The 20,542-nt window shown below is 53.0% G+C and carries 17 protein-coding genes and 1 pseudogene; 13 read left to right on the top strand and 5 right to left on the bottom strand.

The window, feature by feature from the left end; all coding sequences use genetic code 11:
* The first annotated feature begins 9 nt into the window (after positions 1 to 9).
* The 7 genes and pseudogenes from FH974_RS02715 to luxS all read left to right on the top strand — a co-directional run bounded on the left by FH974_RS02715 (position 10) and on the right by luxS (position 8,779).
* A complete protein-coding gene (locus tag FH974_RS02715; RefSeq protein ID WP_047886877.1) occupies positions 10 to 1,143 on the top strand; it encodes a sodium ion-translocating decarboxylase subunit beta in 1,134 nt (377 codons plus the stop codon).
* Between the two features lie 145 nt (positions 1,144 to 1,288).
* Positions 1,289 to 2,251, top strand: a complete 963-nt coding sequence (locus FH974_RS02720) for an NADP-dependent oxidoreductase (RefSeq protein ID WP_047886878.1) — start codon at positions 1,289 to 1,291, stop codon at positions 2,249 to 2,251.
* A gap of 94 nt (positions 2,252 to 2,345) precedes the next feature.
* On the top strand, positions 2,346 to 2,777 hold the full coding sequence (locus tag FH974_RS02725; RefSeq protein ID WP_047886879.1) for a YqaA family protein: 432 nt from the start codon (positions 2,346 to 2,348) through the stop codon (positions 2,775 to 2,777).
* 2 nt (positions 2,778 to 2,779) lie between these two features.
* Positions 2,780 to 5,650: a M16 family metallopeptidase gene (locus FH974_RS02730; protein WP_242551846.1), complete on the top strand. Its 2,871-nt coding sequence runs from the start codon at positions 2,780 to 2,782 to the stop codon at positions 5,648 to 5,650.
* Positions 5,651 to 5,810: 160 nt separating this feature from the next.
* Positions 5,811 to 7,376: a glutamate--cysteine ligase gene (gshA, locus tag FH974_RS02735; RefSeq protein WP_047886881.1), complete on the top strand. Its 1,566-nt coding sequence runs from the start codon at positions 5,811 to 5,813 to the stop codon at positions 7,374 to 7,376.
* Between the two features lie 165 nt (positions 7,377 to 7,541).
* Positions 7,542 to 8,125 (top strand): annotated as a pseudogene (locus FH974_RS02740) (transglycosylase SLT domain-containing protein).
* Positions 8,126 to 8,260: 135 nt separating this feature from the next.
* Entirely contained in the window at positions 8,261 to 8,779 is a 519-nt protein-coding gene (luxS, locus tag FH974_RS02745) for an S-ribosylhomocysteine lyase (RefSeq protein ID WP_047886883.1), read from the top strand.
* A 276-nt stretch (positions 8,780 to 9,055) separates the two neighbouring features.
* Here luxS and FH974_RS02750 read toward each other — a convergent pair whose 3' ends face one another.
* On the bottom strand, positions 9,056 to 10,333 hold the full coding sequence (locus FH974_RS02750; RefSeq protein ID WP_047886884.1) for an HlyC/CorC family transporter: 1,278 nt from the start codon (positions 10,331 to 10,333) through the stop codon (positions 9,056 to 9,058).
* Positions 10,334 to 10,411: 78 nt separating this feature from the next.
* Complete coding sequence (locus tag FH974_RS02755; protein ID WP_047886885.1) at positions 10,412 to 11,209, bottom strand: cytochrome C assembly family protein; 798 nt, start codon at positions 11,207 to 11,209, stop codon at positions 10,412 to 10,414.
* 221 nt (positions 11,210 to 11,430) lie between these two features.
* Between FH974_RS02755 and ffh the strand changes: the two genes are divergently transcribed.
* The 5 genes from ffh (at position 11,431) to rplS (ending at position 14,944) form a co-directional block, all read left to right on the top strand.
* Positions 11,431 to 12,795, top strand: coding sequence for a signal recognition particle protein (gene ffh, locus FH974_RS02760; RefSeq protein WP_047886886.1), 1,365 nt, complete (start codon positions 11,431 to 11,433; stop codon positions 12,793 to 12,795).
* A gap of 191 nt (positions 12,796 to 12,986) precedes the next feature.
* The gene (gene rpsP / locus FH974_RS02765) at positions 12,987 to 13,235 is read left to right on the top strand and encodes a 30S ribosomal protein S16 (RefSeq protein WP_047886887.1); all 249 of its coding nucleotides are present in this window, start codon (positions 12,987 to 12,989) and stop codon (positions 13,233 to 13,235) included.
* Positions 13,236 to 13,261: 26 nt separating this feature from the next.
* Entirely contained in the window at positions 13,262 to 13,789 is a 528-nt protein-coding gene (gene rimM, locus FH974_RS02770; RefSeq protein ID WP_047886888.1) for a ribosome maturation factor RimM, read from the top strand.
* A gap of 21 nt (positions 13,790 to 13,810) precedes the next feature.
* Positions 13,811 to 14,557 carry a tRNA (guanosine(37)-N1)-methyltransferase TrmD gene (gene trmD / locus FH974_RS02775; RefSeq protein ID WP_047886889.1) on the top strand — a complete coding sequence of 249 codons (747 nt, stop codon included), beginning with the start codon at positions 13,811 to 13,813 and terminating at the stop codon, positions 14,555 to 14,557.
* Positions 14,558 to 14,593: 36 nt separating this feature from the next.
* On the top strand, positions 14,594 to 14,944 hold the full coding sequence (rplS, locus tag FH974_RS02780; RefSeq protein ID WP_047886890.1) for a 50S ribosomal protein L19: 351 nt from the start codon (positions 14,594 to 14,596) through the stop codon (positions 14,942 to 14,944).
* An 831-nt stretch (positions 14,945 to 15,775) separates the two neighbouring features.
* Here the strand turns inward: rplS and FH974_RS02785 are convergent.
* Entirely contained in the window at positions 15,776 to 17,263 is a 1,488-nt protein-coding gene (locus tag FH974_RS02785) for a carbon starvation CstA family protein (RefSeq protein ID WP_047886891.1), read from the bottom strand.
* A 342-nt stretch (positions 17,264 to 17,605) separates the two neighbouring features.
* On the opposite strand from FH974_RS02785, the gene FH974_RS02790 reads away from it, so the two are divergent.
* Entirely contained in the window at positions 17,606 to 18,085 is a 480-nt protein-coding gene (locus FH974_RS02790; protein ID WP_053061922.1) for a DUF2799 domain-containing protein, read from the top strand.
* A gap of 14 nt (positions 18,086 to 18,099) precedes the next feature.
* Here FH974_RS02790 and btsR read toward each other — a convergent pair whose 3' ends face one another.
* Both btsR and FH974_RS02800 read right to left on the bottom strand, forming a co-directional pair.
* Complete coding sequence (gene btsR / locus FH974_RS02795) at positions 18,100 to 18,813, bottom strand: two-component system response regulator BtsR (RefSeq protein WP_207103480.1); 714 nt, start codon at positions 18,811 to 18,813, stop codon at positions 18,100 to 18,102.
* Positions 18,810 to 20,516 (bottom strand): sensor histidine kinase, encoded by a 1,707-nt coding sequence (locus FH974_RS02800; RefSeq protein ID WP_047886893.1) that lies wholly within the window; start codon positions 20,514 to 20,516, stop codon positions 18,810 to 18,812. The genes btsR and FH974_RS02800 overlap by 4 nt, the downstream gene beginning before the upstream one ends.
* Between the last annotated feature and the right edge of the window lie 26 nt (positions 20,517 to 20,542).

A 20,542-nucleotide genomic window follows, 5' to 3' on the forward strand; every position in this document is an offset into this window, starting at 1 on the left:
GAGGGGACCATGGAAGGTTTGTTAATACTCTGGAGTGAAACCGGACTGGCGAACTTTGAGTTCGGCCAACTGGTGATGATGCTGGTCGGTGCCGGTCTGCTGTTTCTGGCCATTCGCAAGGGATTTGAGCCCCTGCTGCTGTTGCCGATGGGCTTTGGCGCGATTCTCGCCAATATCCCCAATGCCGGTTTTACTGAGCCGGGGGGATTGCTCTATTACATCTACCACATCGGGATCGAAACCGGGGTTTTCCCGCTGCTGATCTTTATGGGGGTCGGGGCGATGACGGACTTTGGAGCCCTGATTGCTAACCCGAAAACCCTGTTATTGGGGGCGGCGGCGCAGTTTGGGATCTTCTTTACCCTGTTTGGTGCGATTTTGCTGAATGTCGTGCCGGGAATGGAGTTCACCCTGGCCGATGCTTCGTCCATTGCGATTATCGGCGGTGCCGATGGCCCGACGGCGATCTTCTTGGCAAGCCGGTTGTCGCCGGATCTGCTGGGGGCGATTGCGGTCGCCGCTTACAGCTACATGGCGCTGGTACCGATCATTCAGCCTCCGATCATGAAAGCATTGACCACCCCGGAGGAGCGCAAGATCCAGATGCAGCAACTGAGGCATGTCAGCAAAGGGGAGAAGATCCTGTTTCCGCTGGCAGTGTTGCTGATGACGATCCTGTTTCTGCCGTCGGCCACCCCACTGGTCGGGATGTTCTGCTTGGGTAACCTGATGCGGGAATCCGGCGTGGTGGATCGTTTGTCCAACACGGTGCAGAATGAGCTGATTAATATTGTCACCATTATGCTGGGACTGGGAGTGGGCTCCAAGCTGGAAGCTGATAAGTTCCTGCAGTTTGAAACCCTGGGTATTCTGGTGCTCGGTGCTGTGGCCTTCGGGGTCGGTACTGGCGGTGGTGTACTGATGGCCAAGCTGCTCAACCGCTTTAGCAACGAGGATATCAACCCATTGATTGGTGCCGCCGGGGTGTCAGCGGTGCCTATGGCGGCGCGGGTCGTGAACAAGGTCGGGCTGGAAGCAAACCCGCAAAACTTTCTGCTGATGCATGCTATGGGACCAAACGTCGCAGGCGTGCTGGGTTCGGCGGTTGCGGCGGGTATTCTGCTGGCTCTGGTCGGCGGCTAAAGGTGCCTGGCACGATAAGCGTTTACCGGACCTTATTACATCCGGTAACAGACGGTAACGGGTAGCCATTCGGCTACCCGTTCTTTTTGGCCGGAAATACGCTATTGTACTTATTCACAAACCAGCAAGATAAAAGGAAAAGGAAATGACTTATCAGCAACTTGCTATCACCGAGTTTGGCCCGCCGTCAATGCTGGCGCTGCAGTGCGCCAATTTACCGGAGCCGCAAGCCGGGGAGGTCGTGGTGAAGGTGCACTTTGCCGGAGTGAATCCTATTGATGCCAAGACCCGGGCGGGATTGGGCTGGGCTGCACAGCAAAATCGCGACAAGTTGCCCTGGGTGCCTGGGTATGACATCGCCGGTGAAGTGGTCGCCTGTGGCGAAGGGTGTGAATTGCCGGTCGGTGCGCGTGTTGCTGGGTTTATTGGTTTTCCTTTGCAAGGTGGCGGTTACAGCGAATACTGCCAGGTTCCGGAAACCGCACTGAGCCTGGTGCCAAAAGGCGTGGAGCTGGCGCAGGCTGCCGCATTACCGCTGGCCGGACAAACGGCTTGGCAGGCACTGGATAAAGCCGGTGTCATGGCAGGCCAGCGCGTTCTGATTCTGGCCGGTGCCGGTGGTGTCGGCCATATCGCGGTGCAGCTCGCCGCCGCTCGCGGGGCGGAAGTGTTCGCCACTTGCTCGGCAGACAACAAAGCCTTTGTTGCTGCGATGGGAGCGCAGGCCGTGGATTATCGTGCCGGTGCCCTCGACAGCCAGATTGCGCCGGTGGATTGCCTGATTGATCTGATGGGGGGCGATGTTGGTTTGCAGGCTCTGACTTGCGTGAAGCCCGGTGGCATGGTGGTTACGGTGCCGACGATCACGGCCGAAGCGGTGTGTGAGAAAGCGATTAGTCTGGGATTGCAAGCGGAAGGCATGCTGGTGTCACCGAGTGTGGCGCAGAACGGTGCGATGTTGACCATGCTGGCCGAAGGGCAATTGGTCCTGAAGGTGGCTGCTGTTTTCCCACTTGACGACGGTATCGCCGCCCATGAGCAGATTGAATCGGGCCATACTCAGGGTAAGTTGCTACTCATGATGCCGGCTGCGGCAGTCGAGGCATAAAGTGAGGCACAGATCGGGGCAGATGTCATGATCAGTCTCAGCCAGCCGCAATAAAGGATGACGGACAAAACAGAACACAGGTGATGTTGTACTCATGCAAGCATTATTAGAGGGAGGATCAGCCTTATGGGTGCTGTTTTCAACCGGATTTTTAAGTGCCACCTTGCTGCCGGGTGGGTCGGAAGCCAACCTGATTGCGGCACTGAAGCTGGGAGATAACCCGGTCTGGCAGCTGGTTGGCGTGGCGACGTTGGGCAATACGCTGGGCGGAATGACCAACTATTGGCTGGGACGTATCCTGCCGGATAAAACTTCTGACCAAAAACACGGTCATAAAGCATTGCAATGGCTAAAAAAATACGGTTATTGGACGCTCTTGTTCAGTTGGCTCCCTGTCATCGGGGATCCATTGTGTCTGGCGGCCGGGTGGCTGCGGATGAGGCAGGGGCTCTGTCTGGTGCTGATCCTGATCGGGAAAGCGATCCGGTACACCGCGCTGACACTAATCGTAACAGGTTTACTATAAGGATGGCTCTAGTGCATAAATGGTTTGTAGGGGTTGCGCTGTTCTCGCTGGCAGGTTGTAGCCAGTTCGCAACGCAATCGGAATCGCCCGTCTTGCCCCAAGGGGTAACGTTTGTCGAGCAACTGAAAGCGGATCCAACGGCTGACACGCCGGTGATCCCGTATCAAAAATACCGGCTGGCCAATGGCTTGACTGTGATACTGCATGAAGATAATTCAGATCCGCTGGTGCATGTGGATGTGACCTACCATGTGGGATCGGCGCGTGAGGAGCTCGGGAAATCCGGCTTTGCCCACTTTTTTGAGCACATGATGTTCCAGGGCTCGGAAAATGTCGGGGATCAGGAGCATTTCCGTCTGATCACCGAAGCTGGCGGCACCCTGAACGGCACAACCAACCGCGATCGCACCAACTATTTTGAAACCGTGCCAGCCAATCAGCTGGAAAAAATTCTGTGGTTGGAGTCTGACCGCATGGGCTTCCTGCTGGGCGCGGTATCGCAGCGTAAGTTTGAAATCCAGCGCTCGACCGTGAAAAACGAGCGTGCCCAGCGCTACGAAAACCGTCCTTACGGATTGGTCTACGAACAGATTGGGGAAGCGCTTTTCCCACGTACCCACCCGTATTCGTGGCAGACCATCGGTTATGTTGAAGATTTGGACCGGGTGGACGTTAATGACCTGAAAGCCTTCTTCTTGCGCTGGTATGGCCCGAACAATGCGACCCTGACTATTGGGGGAGACATTGATGCGGCGCAGACGCTGGAGTGGGTGAATCAGTATTTTGGTTCTATCCCTCGCGGGCCGGAAGTGGCCAAACCGTCTAAACAGCCGGTCACGCTGGATCAGAACCGGTTCATGACGCTGGAAGATAATATCCAGCAGCCGATGCTGCTGATGGCATGGCCGACGTCGTACAACGGAGCCGAAGATGAAGCCTCGCTGGATCTGCTGTCACGAGTGATTGGCGGCGGCAAGAACAGTCTGCTGTATCAGGATCTGGTGAAAACCGGGGAAGTGGTGGACGCCGGTGCCTTCCATGATTGTGCGGAGCTGGCCTGTACTTTTTATGTGTACGCTATTGGTCAGAGCGGCGACAAAGGCAATCTGAACACCCTGCGCGGTAAAGTCACCGGTATCCTCAAGGGGCTGGAACAGCGCGGCGTAAACACCAAAGAGCTCAATGAGATCAAAGGTACCGTGGAAGCCAGTGCAATTTTCGGTCTGCAAAGCGTAAGCGGTAAGGTGTCTCAGCTGGCAGCGTACGAAACGTTCTATGATGATCCAAGTTACCTGAAAACCGAGTTGGGCAAACTCCGGGCGGTGACGACCGACAGCATGGAGCAGGCTTACATGCGCTATCTGAAGGGCCATCCGTCTGTGACCCTGAGCGTGGTGCCAAAAGGCCGCCCAGAGCTGCAGGCCGCGGTACCGAACTATAAGCCGGCGCCACGCATTATTCCTGAGCACAAAAAGATGAGTGAAGCGGAGCTGCAAAAGCAGATGCGTATCGCCAAGGACGACTTTGATCGTACCGTGATGCCGCAGCCGTCTTCGCCGGTAGAAGCGGTAATGCCATCGCTCTATCGCTTTGAACTGGCAAACGGCATCAAGGTGCTGGGAACCGAGTTCCGCGAAACACCAACGGTTGAGCTGCAGCTGGTGGTACCGGCCGGACGCCGTTTCGAGCCTGCGGGCAAAGACGGTCTGGCTCGTCTGACGGCCAGTATGATGGAAGAGGCCTCGCAGAAATCGACTGCCGAAGCCCTGTCTTCGCGTCTGGATACCCTGGGCAGTACCATCGGCTTTACTGCCGGTCAGTATGGCACTGTGATTTCCGTGACGTCACTGACCAAGAACCTGCCGCAGACACTGGCAATTCTGGAAGAGCGTCTGTTCCATCCGGCGTTCAATGCCGACGACTTCGCGCGAGTGAAGCAGCAGGCGCTGGAAGGCATCATTTATGAGCATCAGCAGCCATCTTGGCTGGCAGCGCAGGCAACCCGTGAAGTGCTGTATGGCGGAACCACGTTCAGCCGTCCGCCGGAAGGCACCAAAGCGTCACTGGAAGCGATTACACTGGGTGACGTAAAAGCCTTCTATTCGCGTTACTACACCCCGAATGGGGCGGATATCGCTGTCGTGGGTGATATTGATCAGGCGCAGCTGACGCCGCAACTGGGTTTCCTGGCTAGCTGGCAGGGACAGCCTGCGCCTGTGTACCAGACGCCGGCTCTGCCTGAGCGGAACTCGCAGACAGTATGGCTGGTCGACAAGCCGGGAGCGCCACAGACAGTGGTACGTCTGGTGCGTCAGGGACTGCCTTATGATGCTACCGGAGAGCTGTACCAGACCCAGTTGGCGAACTTTAACCTGGCCGGTAACTTTAACAGCCGGATCAACCTGAACCTGCGTGAAGACAAAGGCTTCACTTACGGTGCTGGTGGTTACCAGAGCGGTGGTAAAGAAGTCGGTTTATCCGTGTTCTACGCCCAGGTGCGTGCTGATGCCAGCCTGGCATCGGTGAAAGAGTTCCTCGCTGAAATGCAGCGAATCGCCACGGAAGGGGTCACCGATAAGGAAATGGACTTTATGCGTTTGGCGGTAGGTCAGAAAGATGCCCTGAACTATGAAACCCCGGGCAAAAAAGCCCAGCTGCTGGGCCAGATCCTGACCTATTCGCTGCCGGATAATTTTGTTGAGACCCGCAACGACATCGCAGCCTCGATCTCTAAAGCGGAGATCAATGAACTGGCGGCGAAATGGTTCAATCCGGATGATTATCAAATCATTGTGGTGGGAGATGCCAAGACGCTGCAGCCTCAACTGAAAACGTTGGGACGGCCGGTTAAGCGCCTGACACCGGCGTTGTAAGGCCAATAAAAAAAGCCGGCAGACGATGCCGGCTTTTTTGTCACTGACGGCGGCGCGTGATCCTGTAATCTGCGTTTTTTTCAGTGCAATAATCGTGGTAATCGCAAACAATTATGTTTACCCTACCGGACTAAGTTGTTACAAATTGAGAAGCACCTTGATGGATTTTTCACAAAGGTTGCAGCAAATTGCTGCGAATCCCGATGCCCTGACCCAAATGGGACGTGGCCTAGAACGTGAAGCGCTGCGTATTACGCCTCAGGGGCAGTTGTCGGCCAAGCCGCACCCTGCCGGGTTGGGTTCGGCGCTGACCAATAAGTGGGTGACCACTGACTTTGCTGAGCCGCTGCTGGAGTTTATTACCCCGGTATCGCATGATGTCGAGCAATTGCTGGCGCAACTGAGTGATATCCATCGGTTTACTTACACCAAACTGGGTGATGAAAGCCTGTGGCCGATGTCGATGCCGTGTTTCGTTGGCTCGGAAGATGAAATCAACCTGGCGCAGTACGGCAGTTCAAACACCGGCCGTATGAAAACCCTGTACCGTGAAGGTCTGAAGCACCGTTACGGCAGCGTGATGCAGGTGATTTCCGGCGTTCACTTCAACTTCTCTTTCCCAAATGCATTCTGGGACCAGTTGTTTGGTGAGCAGTCCGAAGAAGCCCGTCAGGCCGCTGTGTCGGACGCCTATTTCGGTCTGATCCGAAATTACTACCGTTTCGGCTGGCTGATCCCTTATCTGTTTGGTGCCTCTCCGGCACTGTGCGGATCGTTCCTGGATAAATCGGCGTCACCGCTGAACTTTGAGCAAGTCGGTTGCGGAACCTATTTCCTGCCGAATGCTACGGCATTGCGCCTGAGTGATCTGGGCTACACCAACCATGCCCAAAGCTCGCTGAAAATCGGCTTTAACAGCCTGTCGGAATACCTGGATGGCGTACGTCGTGCTATCCGTACGCCGTCTGAAGAGTTTGCCGCAATTGGGGTGAAAGTAGACGGCGAATATCGTCAGCTGAATGCCAATGTCCTGCAGATTGAAAACGAGCTGTATGCACCGATCCGTGCCAAGCGTGTGACCCGCAGCGGTGAAAAACCGTCGGAAGCGCTGGAGCGTGGTGGCGTGGAATATATTGAAGTACGCTCGCTGGATGTGAACCCGTTCAGCCCGGTAGGGGTGACGGCGGAGCAAATCCGGTTCCTGGATCTCTTCCTGACCTGGGCTGTGCTCAGCGACTCGGCACCGATGGATGAATCAGAACTGGCTTGCTGGCGCGACAACTGGAACCGCGTGGTACTGGATGGCCGTAACCCGGAGCTGCTGCTTAAGATTGGCTGTGACGGTGAACGCCTGACAGTGCAGCAGTGGGGTAACCGAGTGTTTGCTGAGCTGGCTCAGGTCGCTGACGCGATGGATAACGCCTCTGGCACCAGTGATTACCGGGATACGTTGAGCAAGCTACAAACCTGGATTGACGATCCGTCATTGACCTTGTCAGCGCAGCTACTTAACCAGATCCGTGAACAGCAGGGGATCGGCAAAACCGGGCGGGCACTGGCCGAGCAGCACACCTCGGCATTGCAAACGCAGGACTACCTATTCTATCAGGAGCAGGAGTTTGAGCAGGAAGCCCGTGAATCGGTGGCTCGCCAGCAGGCAATCGAAGCCGCTGACACGATGAGCTTTGATTCTTTCCTGGATAGCTATTTTGCGGATATCCGGTAACGTAAAAGAGAAATAAAAAAAGGGCAGCTACCATGCTGCCCCATAAGTCATTTCGCAGGGATGATGGCAGCGCATAATCGCTGCCAGTCATTCTTTAAGACCATAAGGATGGTGAAGAGTTCCATGGCTTCCGGAAAAAAGCGACGTCTTTCCCGTCTGCTCGGGATGTTAGCCGCAGGTGCTTTGCTCGCCGGTTGTGCGACCCCCCTCCCAAAGATCAAACTAACCTGTGCAATATTTTTCGTGAACACCCCAGCTGGTACGAAGCGGCGGTGGATATGGAAAAGGAATGGGGGACACCGATTCAGGTGGCCATGGCCATCGTCAAACAGGAAAGCAGCTTTCGTCACGATGCCCGCCCGCCCAAAGACTATGTGCTGGGGTTTATTCCCTGGGGCAGGGTAAGCAGTGCCTATGGTTATGCTCAGGCGCAGGATCCGGCCTGGGATGACTATAAAAAGGCAACCGGGAACGGCGGCTCGCGCAGCGATTTTGCAGACTCACTGATGTTTGTCGGGTGGTACACCCATGAAACTCAGCGTCAGCTCGGAATCTCGAAATGGGATGCCTATCGCCAGTATCTGGCGTATCACGACGGCCGGGGAGGCTATCGTCGCGGTACCTATAAAGCGAAACCGACGCTGCTGAAAGTGTCGCGCAAGGTTGATCAGCAAGCCAAAAATTATGGCTGGCAACTGAAGCAGTGCCGGCAGGAGCTGGAAGATAACCGCAGCTGGTGGCCGTTCTAGCTGTGGCCCCGTGCTCACCAAGCTGGTTGCAGGATAAGCAGGGGCTATATAAGGTTTATGTACGTATGTGCTTCCGACTGTGAGTGGAGGGATTACCTTCTGCCTGTCGGGAGTCTGACCAAGGAGTAAGGAAACATGCCACTGTTAGATAGCTTTACCGTAGATCATACCCGTATGCATGCACCGGCGGTGCGGGTCGCGAAAACTATGCAGACGCCAAAAGGCGATACCATTACGGTGTTCGACCTGCGTTTCTGCCGCCCGAATGCCGAAATCCTCAGCGAGCGTGGTATTCATACCCTAGAGCACCTGTTTGCCGGCTTTATGCGCAACCACCTCAATTCCAATCAGGTGGAGATCATCGACATATCGCCGATGGGGTGCCGGACCGGTTTTTACATGAGCCTGATTGGCACGCCAACTGAAGCGCAGGTCGCACAAAGTTGGCAAGACGCCATGGCTGATGTAATCAAGGTCGAATCGCAGGATAAAATTCCGGAACTTAATGAGTACCAGTGCGGGACATACAGTATGCACTCCTTGGAAGAAGCGCAGGCAATTGCCAAGCATATTCTTGAGCAGGGCATTGCGGTGAATAAAAACGACGAGCTGGCGTTGCCGGAGTCGATGCTGAAAGATCTGAGTGTGAAATAATCCCAGCGAATGCTGCAGCCGTTAAGTTGGCTGCCTGTACAATCCGCCGACATCAAAAAAGCCGACATTGCTTTGATTGCAGTGTCGGCTTTTTCGTTTAGGGCCGGTCATTGGCGATGGCCAGTCCCGTTTGTAACTGTTAGTCGAGGCTTAAGGTTGGTGACAGTTGCGCACCTGGTGCCGCGATTATTGTGGCGCATGTCGCTTTGGTGACAGTGGACTCGACGACAGCGGAATAGGCATGTTCAGCACAACCGCTCGTCTGAATCATGCCGATCAGCCGGTCTTTTTCAGCCGGCTGGGCAGAACCCGCACCAGCTTAATCATGTTGTCTGAGATCTCCATGATTTCCATCTTATATCCGGCTACCCGAATGCTGACCCGGTTTTCCGGAATGTCTTCCAGATGCTCCAGAATCAGGCCGTTCAGCGTGCGAGGGCCGTCAGTCGGCAAGACCCAGTTCAGGCTCTTGTTCAGATCGCGGATGTTGGCGCTGCCTTCAATCAGCAGGCTGCCGTCGTTCTGCGGGGTGATCTCTTCTGCCAGCGTCGGGCTGATCGAAGTGGTGAACTCACCGACGATCTCTTCCAGAATATCTTCCAGTGTGATGAGACCCTGAATATCACCGTATTCATCGACAATCAGGCCAATACGCTGCTTGTTGCGCTGGAACTTGAGCAGCTGGACATTGAGTGGTGTCCCCTCCGGGATAAAGTACACTTCGTCGGCCGCGCGCAGCAGGTTTTCTTTACTGAAGTCATTTTTGTCCATCATCAGGCGGTATGCTTCCCGCACCCGCAGCATTCCGACGACTTCATCAATGTTGTCGCGGTACAACACGATTCGGCCGTGCGCTGAGTGGCTGAGCTGGCGGACAATCGACTTCCAGTCGTCGTTGACGTTGATACCGGCAATCTCGTTGCGCGGTACCATCAGATCCTCAACGGTGACGTTTTCCAAATCCAGAATCGACAGCAGCATGTCCTGGTGGCGTCGAGGGATCAGCCCACCCGCCTCGTTCACAACGGTACGGAGTTCGTCGGAACTCAGTTTGCCGTCGTGTACGTTATCGACTTTCAGGCCGAGCAATAGCAGGAATCCGTTGGTAATGCCGTTGACAAACCAGACCAGCGGGTAGAGCAGCTTCATCAGGATTTGCAGCAGGACGCTGCTGGTGTAGGACACCCTTTCAGGGTACAGGGCAGCCAAGGTTTTCGGCGTAACCTCGGAAAATACCAGAACTACCAAGGTCAGGGCACCGGTGGCGATTGCGACCCCCATATCACCATAGAGGCGCATCCCGAGGATGGTTGCGATAGCAGAAGCGAGAATATTGACCAGGTTGTTGCCGATAAGAATCAGGCCGATCAGGCGGTCGGGGCGCGAAAGTAATTTTTCGACCCGTTTTGCCCCCCGGTGTCCCTGGTTGGCGAGGTGTCTCAACTTATATCGGTTGAGGGCCATCATGCCGGTTTCTGAACCGGAGAAATATCCCGAAATGACGAGAAGTAATATCAGGAGGGAGAATAAAATCCCCGTAGATATATCGTCCAAAAAGCTCTTTCCTTCATGTTCCGGTTACTTGAACTTTGTACCCAGAGTGGCTGGGTGTCAATGAAATGGGCAACCTAATTACGCACCAATAATGATTTCTTTGACAAAGCGACTGCCAAAGTAAGCCAGTGTCAGCAGGAAAGCGCCGACCAGGCTGAACCAGATGACCCGACGACCTCGCCAGCCCTTCTGATAGTGTCCCCACAGCAGGACGCTGTACACACACCAGGCCATGAAAGAAAGCACGGCCTTATGGGTTTTTCCCTGAGCCAGCATATCATCAATAAAGATGAAACCGGTGATCAGAGTTAGGGTTAACAGAGAGTTTCCGACCAGAATTATCTTGAAAAGCTGACGTTCCACCATCATTAATGGAGGAATGTTAGGGTTTATCAGCAGGCTTTTCTTATGCTTTAGTTTGTGATCCAGCCAGGCTAGCTGAATGGCATAGAGCGTGGCGATCATCAACGTCGAATAGGAAAACAGAGCCAGCGATATATGCAGCAATACCTGAGGGTGTGCCTCAAGGTGCGTAATAAATGCACCAGACAGCAAGGTTGCCGCAGATAAGTTTATGGCGGCAAAGCTGTAAACTACGGGCAACAGGAACCAGACCCGCATCCGCAGCATCGCACCTGTGGTTATCGCCGCAATCAGCAAGCTGATAAGTGATGCGACGTTGAGAATACTCAGGTTTTGCCCGGTACCGCCAAGGATTAAGTCCTTCAGTAACAGGATATGCAGCACAATGGCAGCCAGCGCGGCAAAAAATACCGGCTTGGTTTTGATGCCATTACTGTTGGTCAGCCCGGGAATAACCAGTCCCAGAGCGAGAAAATACAGGCAAGCAGCCATCAATGCGATCAACATATCCATAGCAAACTTAACAAATTAAGATGGTAAGAACAGGCAATTATACCCTGCAACTAGGCTCGCTGCTATGCCAAACCCCGGTTTCAGTGACTGCTGACAACGGTTTTGTCAGGTCAGGTCACAGTGAAAGTCATGGTGAGGGCATGAAAGCAGACTAAGGATTGCGGTATACTAGCCAAATCTGACAGTTTTTATCGATTAGTTGCGTAACGAGCGAGTAGCACATGTTCGAAAATTTAACGGAGCGTTTATCAAGAACGCTTAAGAATGTCAGCGGTCGTGGCCGCCTGACGGACGACAACATCAAGGATACGCTGCGTGAAGTACGTATGGCGTTACTTGAGGCGGATGTTGCGCTTCCCGTCGTTCGTGAATTCGTCAAGCGTGTTAAAGAGCGCGCTGTTGGCACTGAAGTTTCTAAAAGTCTGACTCCGGGGCAGGAGTTCATTAAGATCGTTCAGGCTGAACTTGAAGCCGTTATGGGCGAGTCGAATGAAGACCTGAACCTGGCCAGCCAGCCGCCAGCTGTTATTCTGATGGCTGGTCTGCAGGGTGCCGGTAAAACGACCAGTGTCGGTAAACTGAGTAAGCTGCTGAAAGAGCGCAAGAAGAAAAAAGTGCTGGTGGTGTCGGCGGACGTTTACCGCCCTGCGGCGATCAAGCAGCTGGAAACCCTGGCCAGCGATCTGGGCGTGGATTTCTTCCCGTCAACAGCGGATCAGAAGCCGGTTAACATTGCTAAAGATGCGCTGGCCCATGCGCAGCGTAAATTCTACGACGTACTGATTGTCGATACCGCAGGTCGCCTGCACGTCGACAATGAGATGATGGACGAAATTAAAGACGTCCATAAAGCGATTGATCCGGTCGAAACCTTGTTTGTGGTCGATGCCATGACCGGTCAGGATGCGGCGAATACCGCGAAAGCTTTCGATGAAGCGCTGCCGCTGACCGGTGTGATCCTGACCAAAGTAGATGGTGATGCCCGAGGTGGTGCGGCACTGTCTGTTCGTCATATTACTGGTAAGCCAATTAAATTCCTGGGTGTTGGTGAAAAAACTGATGCGCTGGAACCGTTCCACCCGGACCGTGTGGCATCCCGTATTCTCGGCATGGGTGACGTCCTGTCGCTGATCGAAGATCTTGAGCGCAACGTCGACAAAGAGAAAGCGGAAAAACTGGCGCAGAAGTTTAAAGATAAGAAAGGCTTTGACCTGGAAGACTTCCGCGGCCAGCTGCAACAGATGAAAAATATGGGCGGTATGATGGGCATGCTGGACAAACTGCCGGGCATGTCACAGCTGTCGGACGACGTGAAGAATCAGGTCGACGATAAAATCTTCGTGCAGATGGAAGCTATTATTAATTCCATGACGGCGGCAGAACGCGAGCGTCCGGAAATCATCAAAGGTTCGCGCAAAAAGCGTATTGCTATGGGGTCCGGTACTCAGGTACAGGATGTAAACCGTCTGCTTAAGCAGTTCACCCAAATGCAGAAAATGATGAAGAAAATGCAGAAAGGCGGCATGAAGAACATGATGCGCAACATGAAAGGCATGATGCCTGGCGGCGGTATGTTCGGCCGTTAATCGCGGTTTCTTCTGTCTCGCCGGGGGTTCTCCGGCGGGCTAAGTGGCGGGAAAGGCTTATTACTGGTGAAAAATTAGCTAAAGCGGTTGCATTCGTCAGTTTTAAGAGTAAAATTCCCGAGCTTAATTTGGCACGGGCCCCGTTATTTTGGCGGGGCCAATTTAATTTACAGTAATGCAAAGAGGACGATATGGTAACCATTCGTTTGGCACGTCACGGCGCGAAAAAGCGTCCATTTTATCACATCGTTGTTGCTGATGCTCGCGCTTCACGCGACGGTCGTAACATCGAAAAAGTTGGTTTCTTCAACCCGCTAGCTAAGGGTCAGGAAGAGCGTCTACGTCTGGACCTAGACCGTGTTAATCACTGGGTAGGTCAAGGCGCAACTGTGTCTGACCGTGCAGCTAAGCTAATCAAAGACGCTGCTAAAGCGGCTTAATTGGCATGTCAGGTAATAGAGAAGCTATGAGTAATCAAGACCATGTCGTCGTTGGCAAACTCGGTTCGTCATACGGTATCAAGGGCTGGCTCAAAGTTTTTTCTTATACCGAGGACGCTGAAAGTATTTTTGCCTATCAGCCTTGGCTAATTAAAGTCAAAGGCGAGTGGAAAGCGTTCCATGTTGAATCATGGAAACGCCATGGGCAAGGGTTAGTCGCGAAGTTGGAAGGCTTGAACGTCCGCGAGGACGCTCAGAAATACACAAACGCGGAAGTCGCTGTCATGGCTGAACAACTACCAGCCCTGTCAGATGACGAATTCTACTGGCGCGAACTGTACGGAATGACGGTGGTGACAACTGAAGGTTACGACCTGGGTAAAGTCACTGACATTCTGGAAACAGGCTCTAACGACGTGCTGGTGGTAAAAGCTAATCTTAAGGATGCTTTTGGCCAGAAGGAACGTTTAATCCCGTTCCTCGATGAGCAGGTTATCAAGTCGATTGATCGCTCTGCTCAGCGGATCGAAGTTGACTGGGATCCTGGATTTTAATCCCCGGTAATAGGTAGACAAATGAAGGTAGGCATTATAAGCCTGTTTCCTGACATGTTTAACGCCATTACCAATTTTGGGGTGACAGGCCAGGCGGTAAAAAAAGGCCTTTTGTCGGTAGAAACGTGGAATCCTCGTGATTTTACGCACGACAAACATCGTACGGTTGATGATCGACCATACGGTGGCGGACCGGGTATGTTGATGATGGTACAGCCTTTGCGCGATGCCATTCATGCTGCCAAAGCGTCTGTGGAAGGTCAGGCTAAAGTCATTTATCTCTCGCCTCAGGGCCGTAAGCTTGATCAAGCGGGTGTTGAGGAGCTGGCACAGAACGAGAACCTGATTCTCATCTGTGGTCGCTATGAAGGGGTTGATGAGCGCATTATCCAACAAGAGGTAGACGAAGAATGGTCTATCGGGGATTTTGTGCTGACGGGCGGTGAATTGCCGGCCATGACGCTGGTTGATGCGGTCGTTCGGTTTGTTCCGGGTGTACTGGGTGACTTTGCGTCGGCAGAAGAAGATTCTTTTGCCAATGGTCTGCTTGATTGCCCGCATTATACGCGTCCAGAGGTTTTGGACGGGCAGGAGGTCCCTAAGGTCTTGCTGTCTGGCAACCACAAGGACATTAGCCGCTGGCGGTTGAAACAATCGCTGGGCCGCACTTGGTTAAGAAGACCAGAGCTCCTGGAAAACCTAGCTCTGACTGACGATCAGGAATTCTTGCTGGCGGAGTTTATCCGTGAACATAAAGCAAGCAATTAATTTATTTAGTATCAGTTTATTCTAGGGTATTTACCAATGAGTAATATCATCAAAGCTCTTGAGCAAGAGCAAATGAAACAAGACCTGCCAACGTTCGCACCAGGTGACACTGTTGTTGTTCAGGTTAAGGTTAAAGAAGGTGACCGCTCACGTCTTCAGGCTTTTGAAGGCGTTGTTATTGCTAAGCGTAACCGTGGTCTACATTCTGCATTCACTGTTCGTAAGATCTCTAACGGTGAAGGCGTAGAGCGTGCGTTCCAAACTCACTCTCCAATCGTTGACAGCATTACTGTTAAACGTCGCGGTGCAGTACGTCGTGCCAAACTGTACTACCTGCGTGAGCGTTCTGGTAAAGCGGCTCGTATCAAAGAGAAGCTTTCTAAATAATTACGCCTGGCGTAAGACGTTTATGAAAAAGCCCACCGCAAGGTGGGCTTTTTTTATGCCTGTTAAACCGTCCAGAGTGTTACGGAAAGCCGTTATGCTCAAGCAGGCGAAAGCGAAACCACTCGTGTTGACAGTCTGTGGCTTGAACACGGCAACTTAGAGGCGGAGTGTGTGTTGAAAGCGCATCAGCCTTTGTTCCTCCCAATGTTTACCCGTTTCTGTTGCTGGCCGTTGCCTATCGATTTATTGCTTTGTGATGTTTCTTTTCGGTTTGTCTGTCTTCGCCGCAAGCGTCGGAAGAGCGCTGACAATTGTGTATTAGCATTCAGGAGTTCAGGCGACTGTATAACCGCCTTGGGTCAGCCTGCGGCAAACCAGGGGGCAAGGCGACATGATATGAGCACCGGAGAGGTTATTTCCCTGACATTGCCATAAAGGATATGGCCTTTATGACATCCCCCTCATGGCCTAGCTCTTATGACATAAATTTTATGACAAAGCTCTTATGACAAAGCCTCATGGCACCGTTTTAAAGATACAAGGTTATGAAGTAACGTCAGTCGTTGAACATGCTGTTCGATCGTTTGAAAAGGTAAAGCTCTGCCCGCTCTAAGACTCAGAGTAGAAGGCACAAGAGAAGTACGATATACAGCAATGTGTATATCGCTCTTGGCTTTATCAGCCAGAGGATTTGGCTAAGCCGGGGAGAGATTGAAAGGGGAAAACAATAATGAATGGTGGTAAATGATGGGAAACTGGGCTGGAGTATGGCTGGTGATAAACAAAAAGAAACCAGCCCGGAGGCTGGTTTCGTTATACAAGGCGTTGCGATTAAGCTGTTTCAGCGTTCGCGTTGACGTCGCCATCTTCGTCGGCCAGCTCGGTATCCCCTTTGCCTTTCGAGATTTTAATGACGTAGCCAGTAATAGCCAGGGTTGTCACGATACCGGCAATGGTTGATACCATCATTGGCAGGCCAAAGCCCAGCTGTGCGTTGTTCAGGATGAAAGTAATACATACTGTGGTCATGAACATCGCAGGAATCGTGGTGATCCAGTGCAGTTTGTTGTGGCGCAGCAGGTAAGCCGACGCAGTCCACAGCATCATTACCGCAGTTGTCTGGTTGGCAAAGCCGAAGTAGCGCCAAATCACACCGAAGTCTACCTGAGTCAGGATGCCGCCGATAACGAACAGTGGTACAGCCATCAGCAGGCGGTTACGCAGTGATTTCTGCTCCATGTTGAAGTATTCAGCCAGAATCAGACGGCTTGAACGGAACGCTGTATCGCCTGACGTGATAGGCAGGATAACCACACCCAGGAAGGCGATGATACCACCGAATACACCCAGCAGACCGACCGAAGAGCTGTAAACCACGTTACCTGGGCCACCGTTAGCAACAGCGTCAGACAGACCTTCCACAGAGCCGAAGAAAGACAGGGCAACCGCACACCAAATCAGGGCAATCACACCTTCACCAATCATTGCGCCGTAGAACACGAAGCGGCCGTTCTTCTCGTTTTCCATACAACGTGCCATCAGCGGAGACTGAGTGGCGTGGAAGCCGGAAATGGCACCACAGGCGATGGTGATGAACAGGGCAGGCCACAGAGGCATGTCTTTCGGGTTCATGTTAGTCAGCATTTGGCTAACTTCGTAGTCGCCCAGCAGCGTGTGCTCGCTTGAGAAAGCAATCGCCGTGATCAGGCCAACAGACATGAAAATCAGCAGGGCACCAAACAGCGGGTAGAAACGACCGATGATTTTATCAACCGGAACAATGGTCGCGATGATGTAGTAAGCGAAGATAATCACTACCATGGTTGTCATCGACAGACCAATGTTGGTTTGCTCGTTAACCAGGTTAGTGATCATACCCGCCGGGGCAGAAACGAATACCACACCAACCAGCAGCAGCAGGACAATTGCAAAAATGTTCATGAAATGTTTTGCGCCGTTGCCCAGGTAGCGACCGGTAATGGTTGGTACGGATGCACCGCCGTTACGCACTGACAGCATGCCAGAGAAGTAATCGTGCACCGCGCCGGCAAAGATACAGCCGAGAACAATCCACAGCATGGCCGCAGGACCATACAGCGCACCCATAATTGGACCGAAGATTGGGCCAACACCGGCAATGTTCAGCAGCTGAACCAGATATACTTTTTTGTTCGACATTGGCACGTAGTCAACACCGTCCTGCTTGGTAAACGCAGGGGTTTGACGTTTTTCATTGATGCCAAAAATTTTTTCAATGAAAGCACCGTAGATGAAGTAGCCACCAATCAGTGCTGCAACGCACGTCAGAAACCAGACCATAACTTGTCTCTCTATTTCTATTGGAGTGAGTAGGGTTGCTTTGCGTTCCTTGCTTTAACACCCTCAGCAATCGTCGCAAAACTTTTATCAATGGGTGCCATCTTAACCTTTCGCTGACCAGATTCACCTTCTATTCAGGTCAGTGGTTGTATGGCGTGGTGAGTGGTCAATAATCGGATTAAGTGGTTTTTCCTTCCCCTGAGTGGTCGTAGACCGGCCTGAATGGTGGGCCGGGAAAATAATCAAACTGTGACCCCGACACGGCGGCGGTGTGATCCGTGTTGGCCTATTAATGTCTGGCTTTTCGTATTGTAGGTCAGGGCAATCAGGCAGAGGTGAAGGATGAACAACAAAACAAGGCTGGGCGCTAAGGGAAGTACGCCGGAGTGTGGCGGTCAGCAGGCAGTGATGCCAGTCAGGCACCACGTCATTGTTGCCGGGCTGCTGACGTGGCTAATAGGACTGGCAGCAGGGTGCGCAGCGGTGGTCACAGAGGATGAGCTGATTCGGGCAGAAAACTGGTATCAGCTTGGATTTAATGACGGCAAATGGGGAGAAAAGGCAATTTCTCCGCCAACGCTGGAAGCGCAGGTCAGTAATGTGAGTAAAGACTTACAACCTGATTATTCGCAGTACCAGGAAGGGTATCAGGTCGGGATCGAAAAGTATTGCAGTCTGGATCGGGTGGAGCAACTGGGACTGGAAGGAAAAACGGATTGGGGAATCTGCGCATTTCGCCAGGCTGAAGGCGGTTTGTACCAGAGCTTCTGGCAGCAGGGATTCAACCGGCGCATGCATGTGGATGGCCCGGGCGATTTCTGACCGGGCCGACTGGCTTAGCTTAGCCCAAAGCGGTCCTTGAGCTCTTTCAGATACCGGCGACTGACTGGCACCTGGTAGTGATTCAGCGTGGTGATTTCGGCTAGGCCGTTTTCCAGCAGCTTGATTTCCCGAATGGCCTGTGGGTGGATCAGGTACTGGCGATGACAGCGAATCAGCGGTGTCTTTTCTTCCAGGGTCTTGAGGGTGAGTTGGGTGGTGGCTTTGGTGTCTTTGGTTACCACGTGTACCCCGCTCAGGTCAGAAAAGGCTGTTTCAATTTCCGCCGGGCTGAGCAGCAGAATCCGGTTATGGCCACTGCAGGGGATCAGCTCCAGCATTTCGCTGACCAGCGGTGAATAGTCGGCTGGTTGGCACTCGCGGCTCAGGCGTTTGATGGTTTTGTTCAGGCGCACGGTTTCCACAGGTTTGAGCAGGTAGTCAAACGCATTGTCCTCAAATGCCTTCAGGGCATATTCATCATAGGCTGTTACGAACACCACTTTGGGCATGGTTTCAGGATCCAGCATGCTGAGCAGCTCGATGCCGGTAATCTGTGGCATCTGGATATCCAGGAAAATCACATCCGGTTTCATACTGTTGATTTTCTTCAGGCCTTCAATGGCATTGCTGCATTCGCCGATGACTTCAACCTGACCCGTTTCTTCCAGCAGGTCGACTAATTCTTCACGGGCGTAGCGTTCATCATCAATCACGAGCGCCTTTATCATGCGGCGTGTTCTCCGTTATTTTTACTGTATTTCTGAGTCTCAAAGGGCATTCTGATGGTTGCCCTGGTCCATTGTTGTGGCTCAGAGGTCATGGTCAGGCCGTACTGACTGCCGAACATATTTTTCAGTCGTTTATCGACAATTTTCATCCCGAGACCGGTTTCCTCGCCGATCGGCGCATAATTGCCGGCATTGTCTTCCACTTCCAGAATGACCTGACGATGGGCAACCCGGCCTTTGATGGTGATTTTACCATTTTCGAGCAGGGACGAGGTGCCGTGCTTGATCGCATTTTCCACCAGTGGTTGCAGGGTGAAGGTTGGAACTTGTAATTTCAACAGCTCAGGTTCGACATCGACATCGACACTGAGCCTATCGGAAAAGCGCGCCAGCTCGATCTCCAGGTAGGAATGGACGTGTTCCAGCTCTTCCTTCAGTGTCACGGTTTCGATATTTTGCTTCAGGTTGCGGCGGAAAAACTGCGACAGATGCTGAATCAGTTGGCGGGCTTTGTCTGGATCCCTGCGCACCACTGAGTTGATGGTATTGAGGGCGTTAAACAAAAAGTGCGGGTTCACCTGAGCCTGCAGCAACCGTAACTCCGCTTGAGTCAGCAGGTTTTGCTGCTGGTTGAAACGACCGGTCAGAATTTGGTTGGACAGCAGCTTGGCGATCCCTTCTCCGAGTGTCAGGTTCACGGTCGAAAACAGCTTGCGCTTGGGTTCGTACAATTTGATGGTGCCCAGGACTTCCTGATTCCCGCCAACCAGCGGGATCACCAGGGCCGAGCCCAGCTTACATTTATCATGCAGGGAGCAGCTGTAGGGGATGTCGTACCCGTCGGCATAAACCAGCTCGCAGTTATCAATTGCCCGGCGGGTATAGCCGGATGAGATCGGGGTGCCAGGCAGGTGGTGATCATCCCCGATACCGATGAACGCCAGAATTTTATCCCGGTCAGTAATAGCAACGGCTCCGACGCCGGTTTCTTCATAAACGATTTCAGCAATCTTCCGGGTGCTTTCCTCATCGAACCCCTGGCTCAGGATTCCCACCGAACGCTGGGCAATTTTCAGGGCCCGGCTTGAAAAGGCGGCTGAATACTTTTCATAAATGGTTTTTCGATCCTGAATAATGCTCATAAAGAACGCCGCGCCCACCGAGTTGGCAATGACCATCGGCAGCGCGATCGCACTCACCAGTTGCAGGGCTTTATCGTAAGGTTCGGCGACGGCCAGGATGATCAGCATCTGGATCACTTCGGCGACCAGAGTAATGCTAAACACCACGATCGGCCGGAAAATCTGATCCGCCTGTCCCCTACGGACAAAGTAGCTGTGCATCAGGCCGCCAATCAGTCCTTCTGCCGTGGTGGAGATCGCACAGGCCAGATCGGTAAAGCCGCCAAGCGAGTAGCGGTGCAGCCCTCCGGTCAGCCCCACCGCCAGCCCGACCACCGGGCCGCCCATCAAGCCACCCATCACAGCACCGATGGCGCGGGTATTGGCAATGGCATCATTTATGTGAAGACCAAAGTAAGTGCCTAAAATACAGAAGAGGGAGAACAAAATATAACAGGTAAAGCGCTGTGACAGCCGGCCAGATATAGAGGTAAGCGGCATGAACAGCGGTGTCTTACTAAGAAGGTAAGCCAACACCAGGTAAACACTGAGTTGTTGTAACAGGGAGAAAATCAGTTCCATCGCGGTAATACGGCAAGTCGGTATTG

The organism is Photobacterium ganghwense, assembly GCF_017329545.1.
Taxonomy (GTDB): Bacteria; Pseudomonadota; Gammaproteobacteria; order Enterobacterales; family Vibrionaceae; genus Photobacterium; species Photobacterium ganghwense.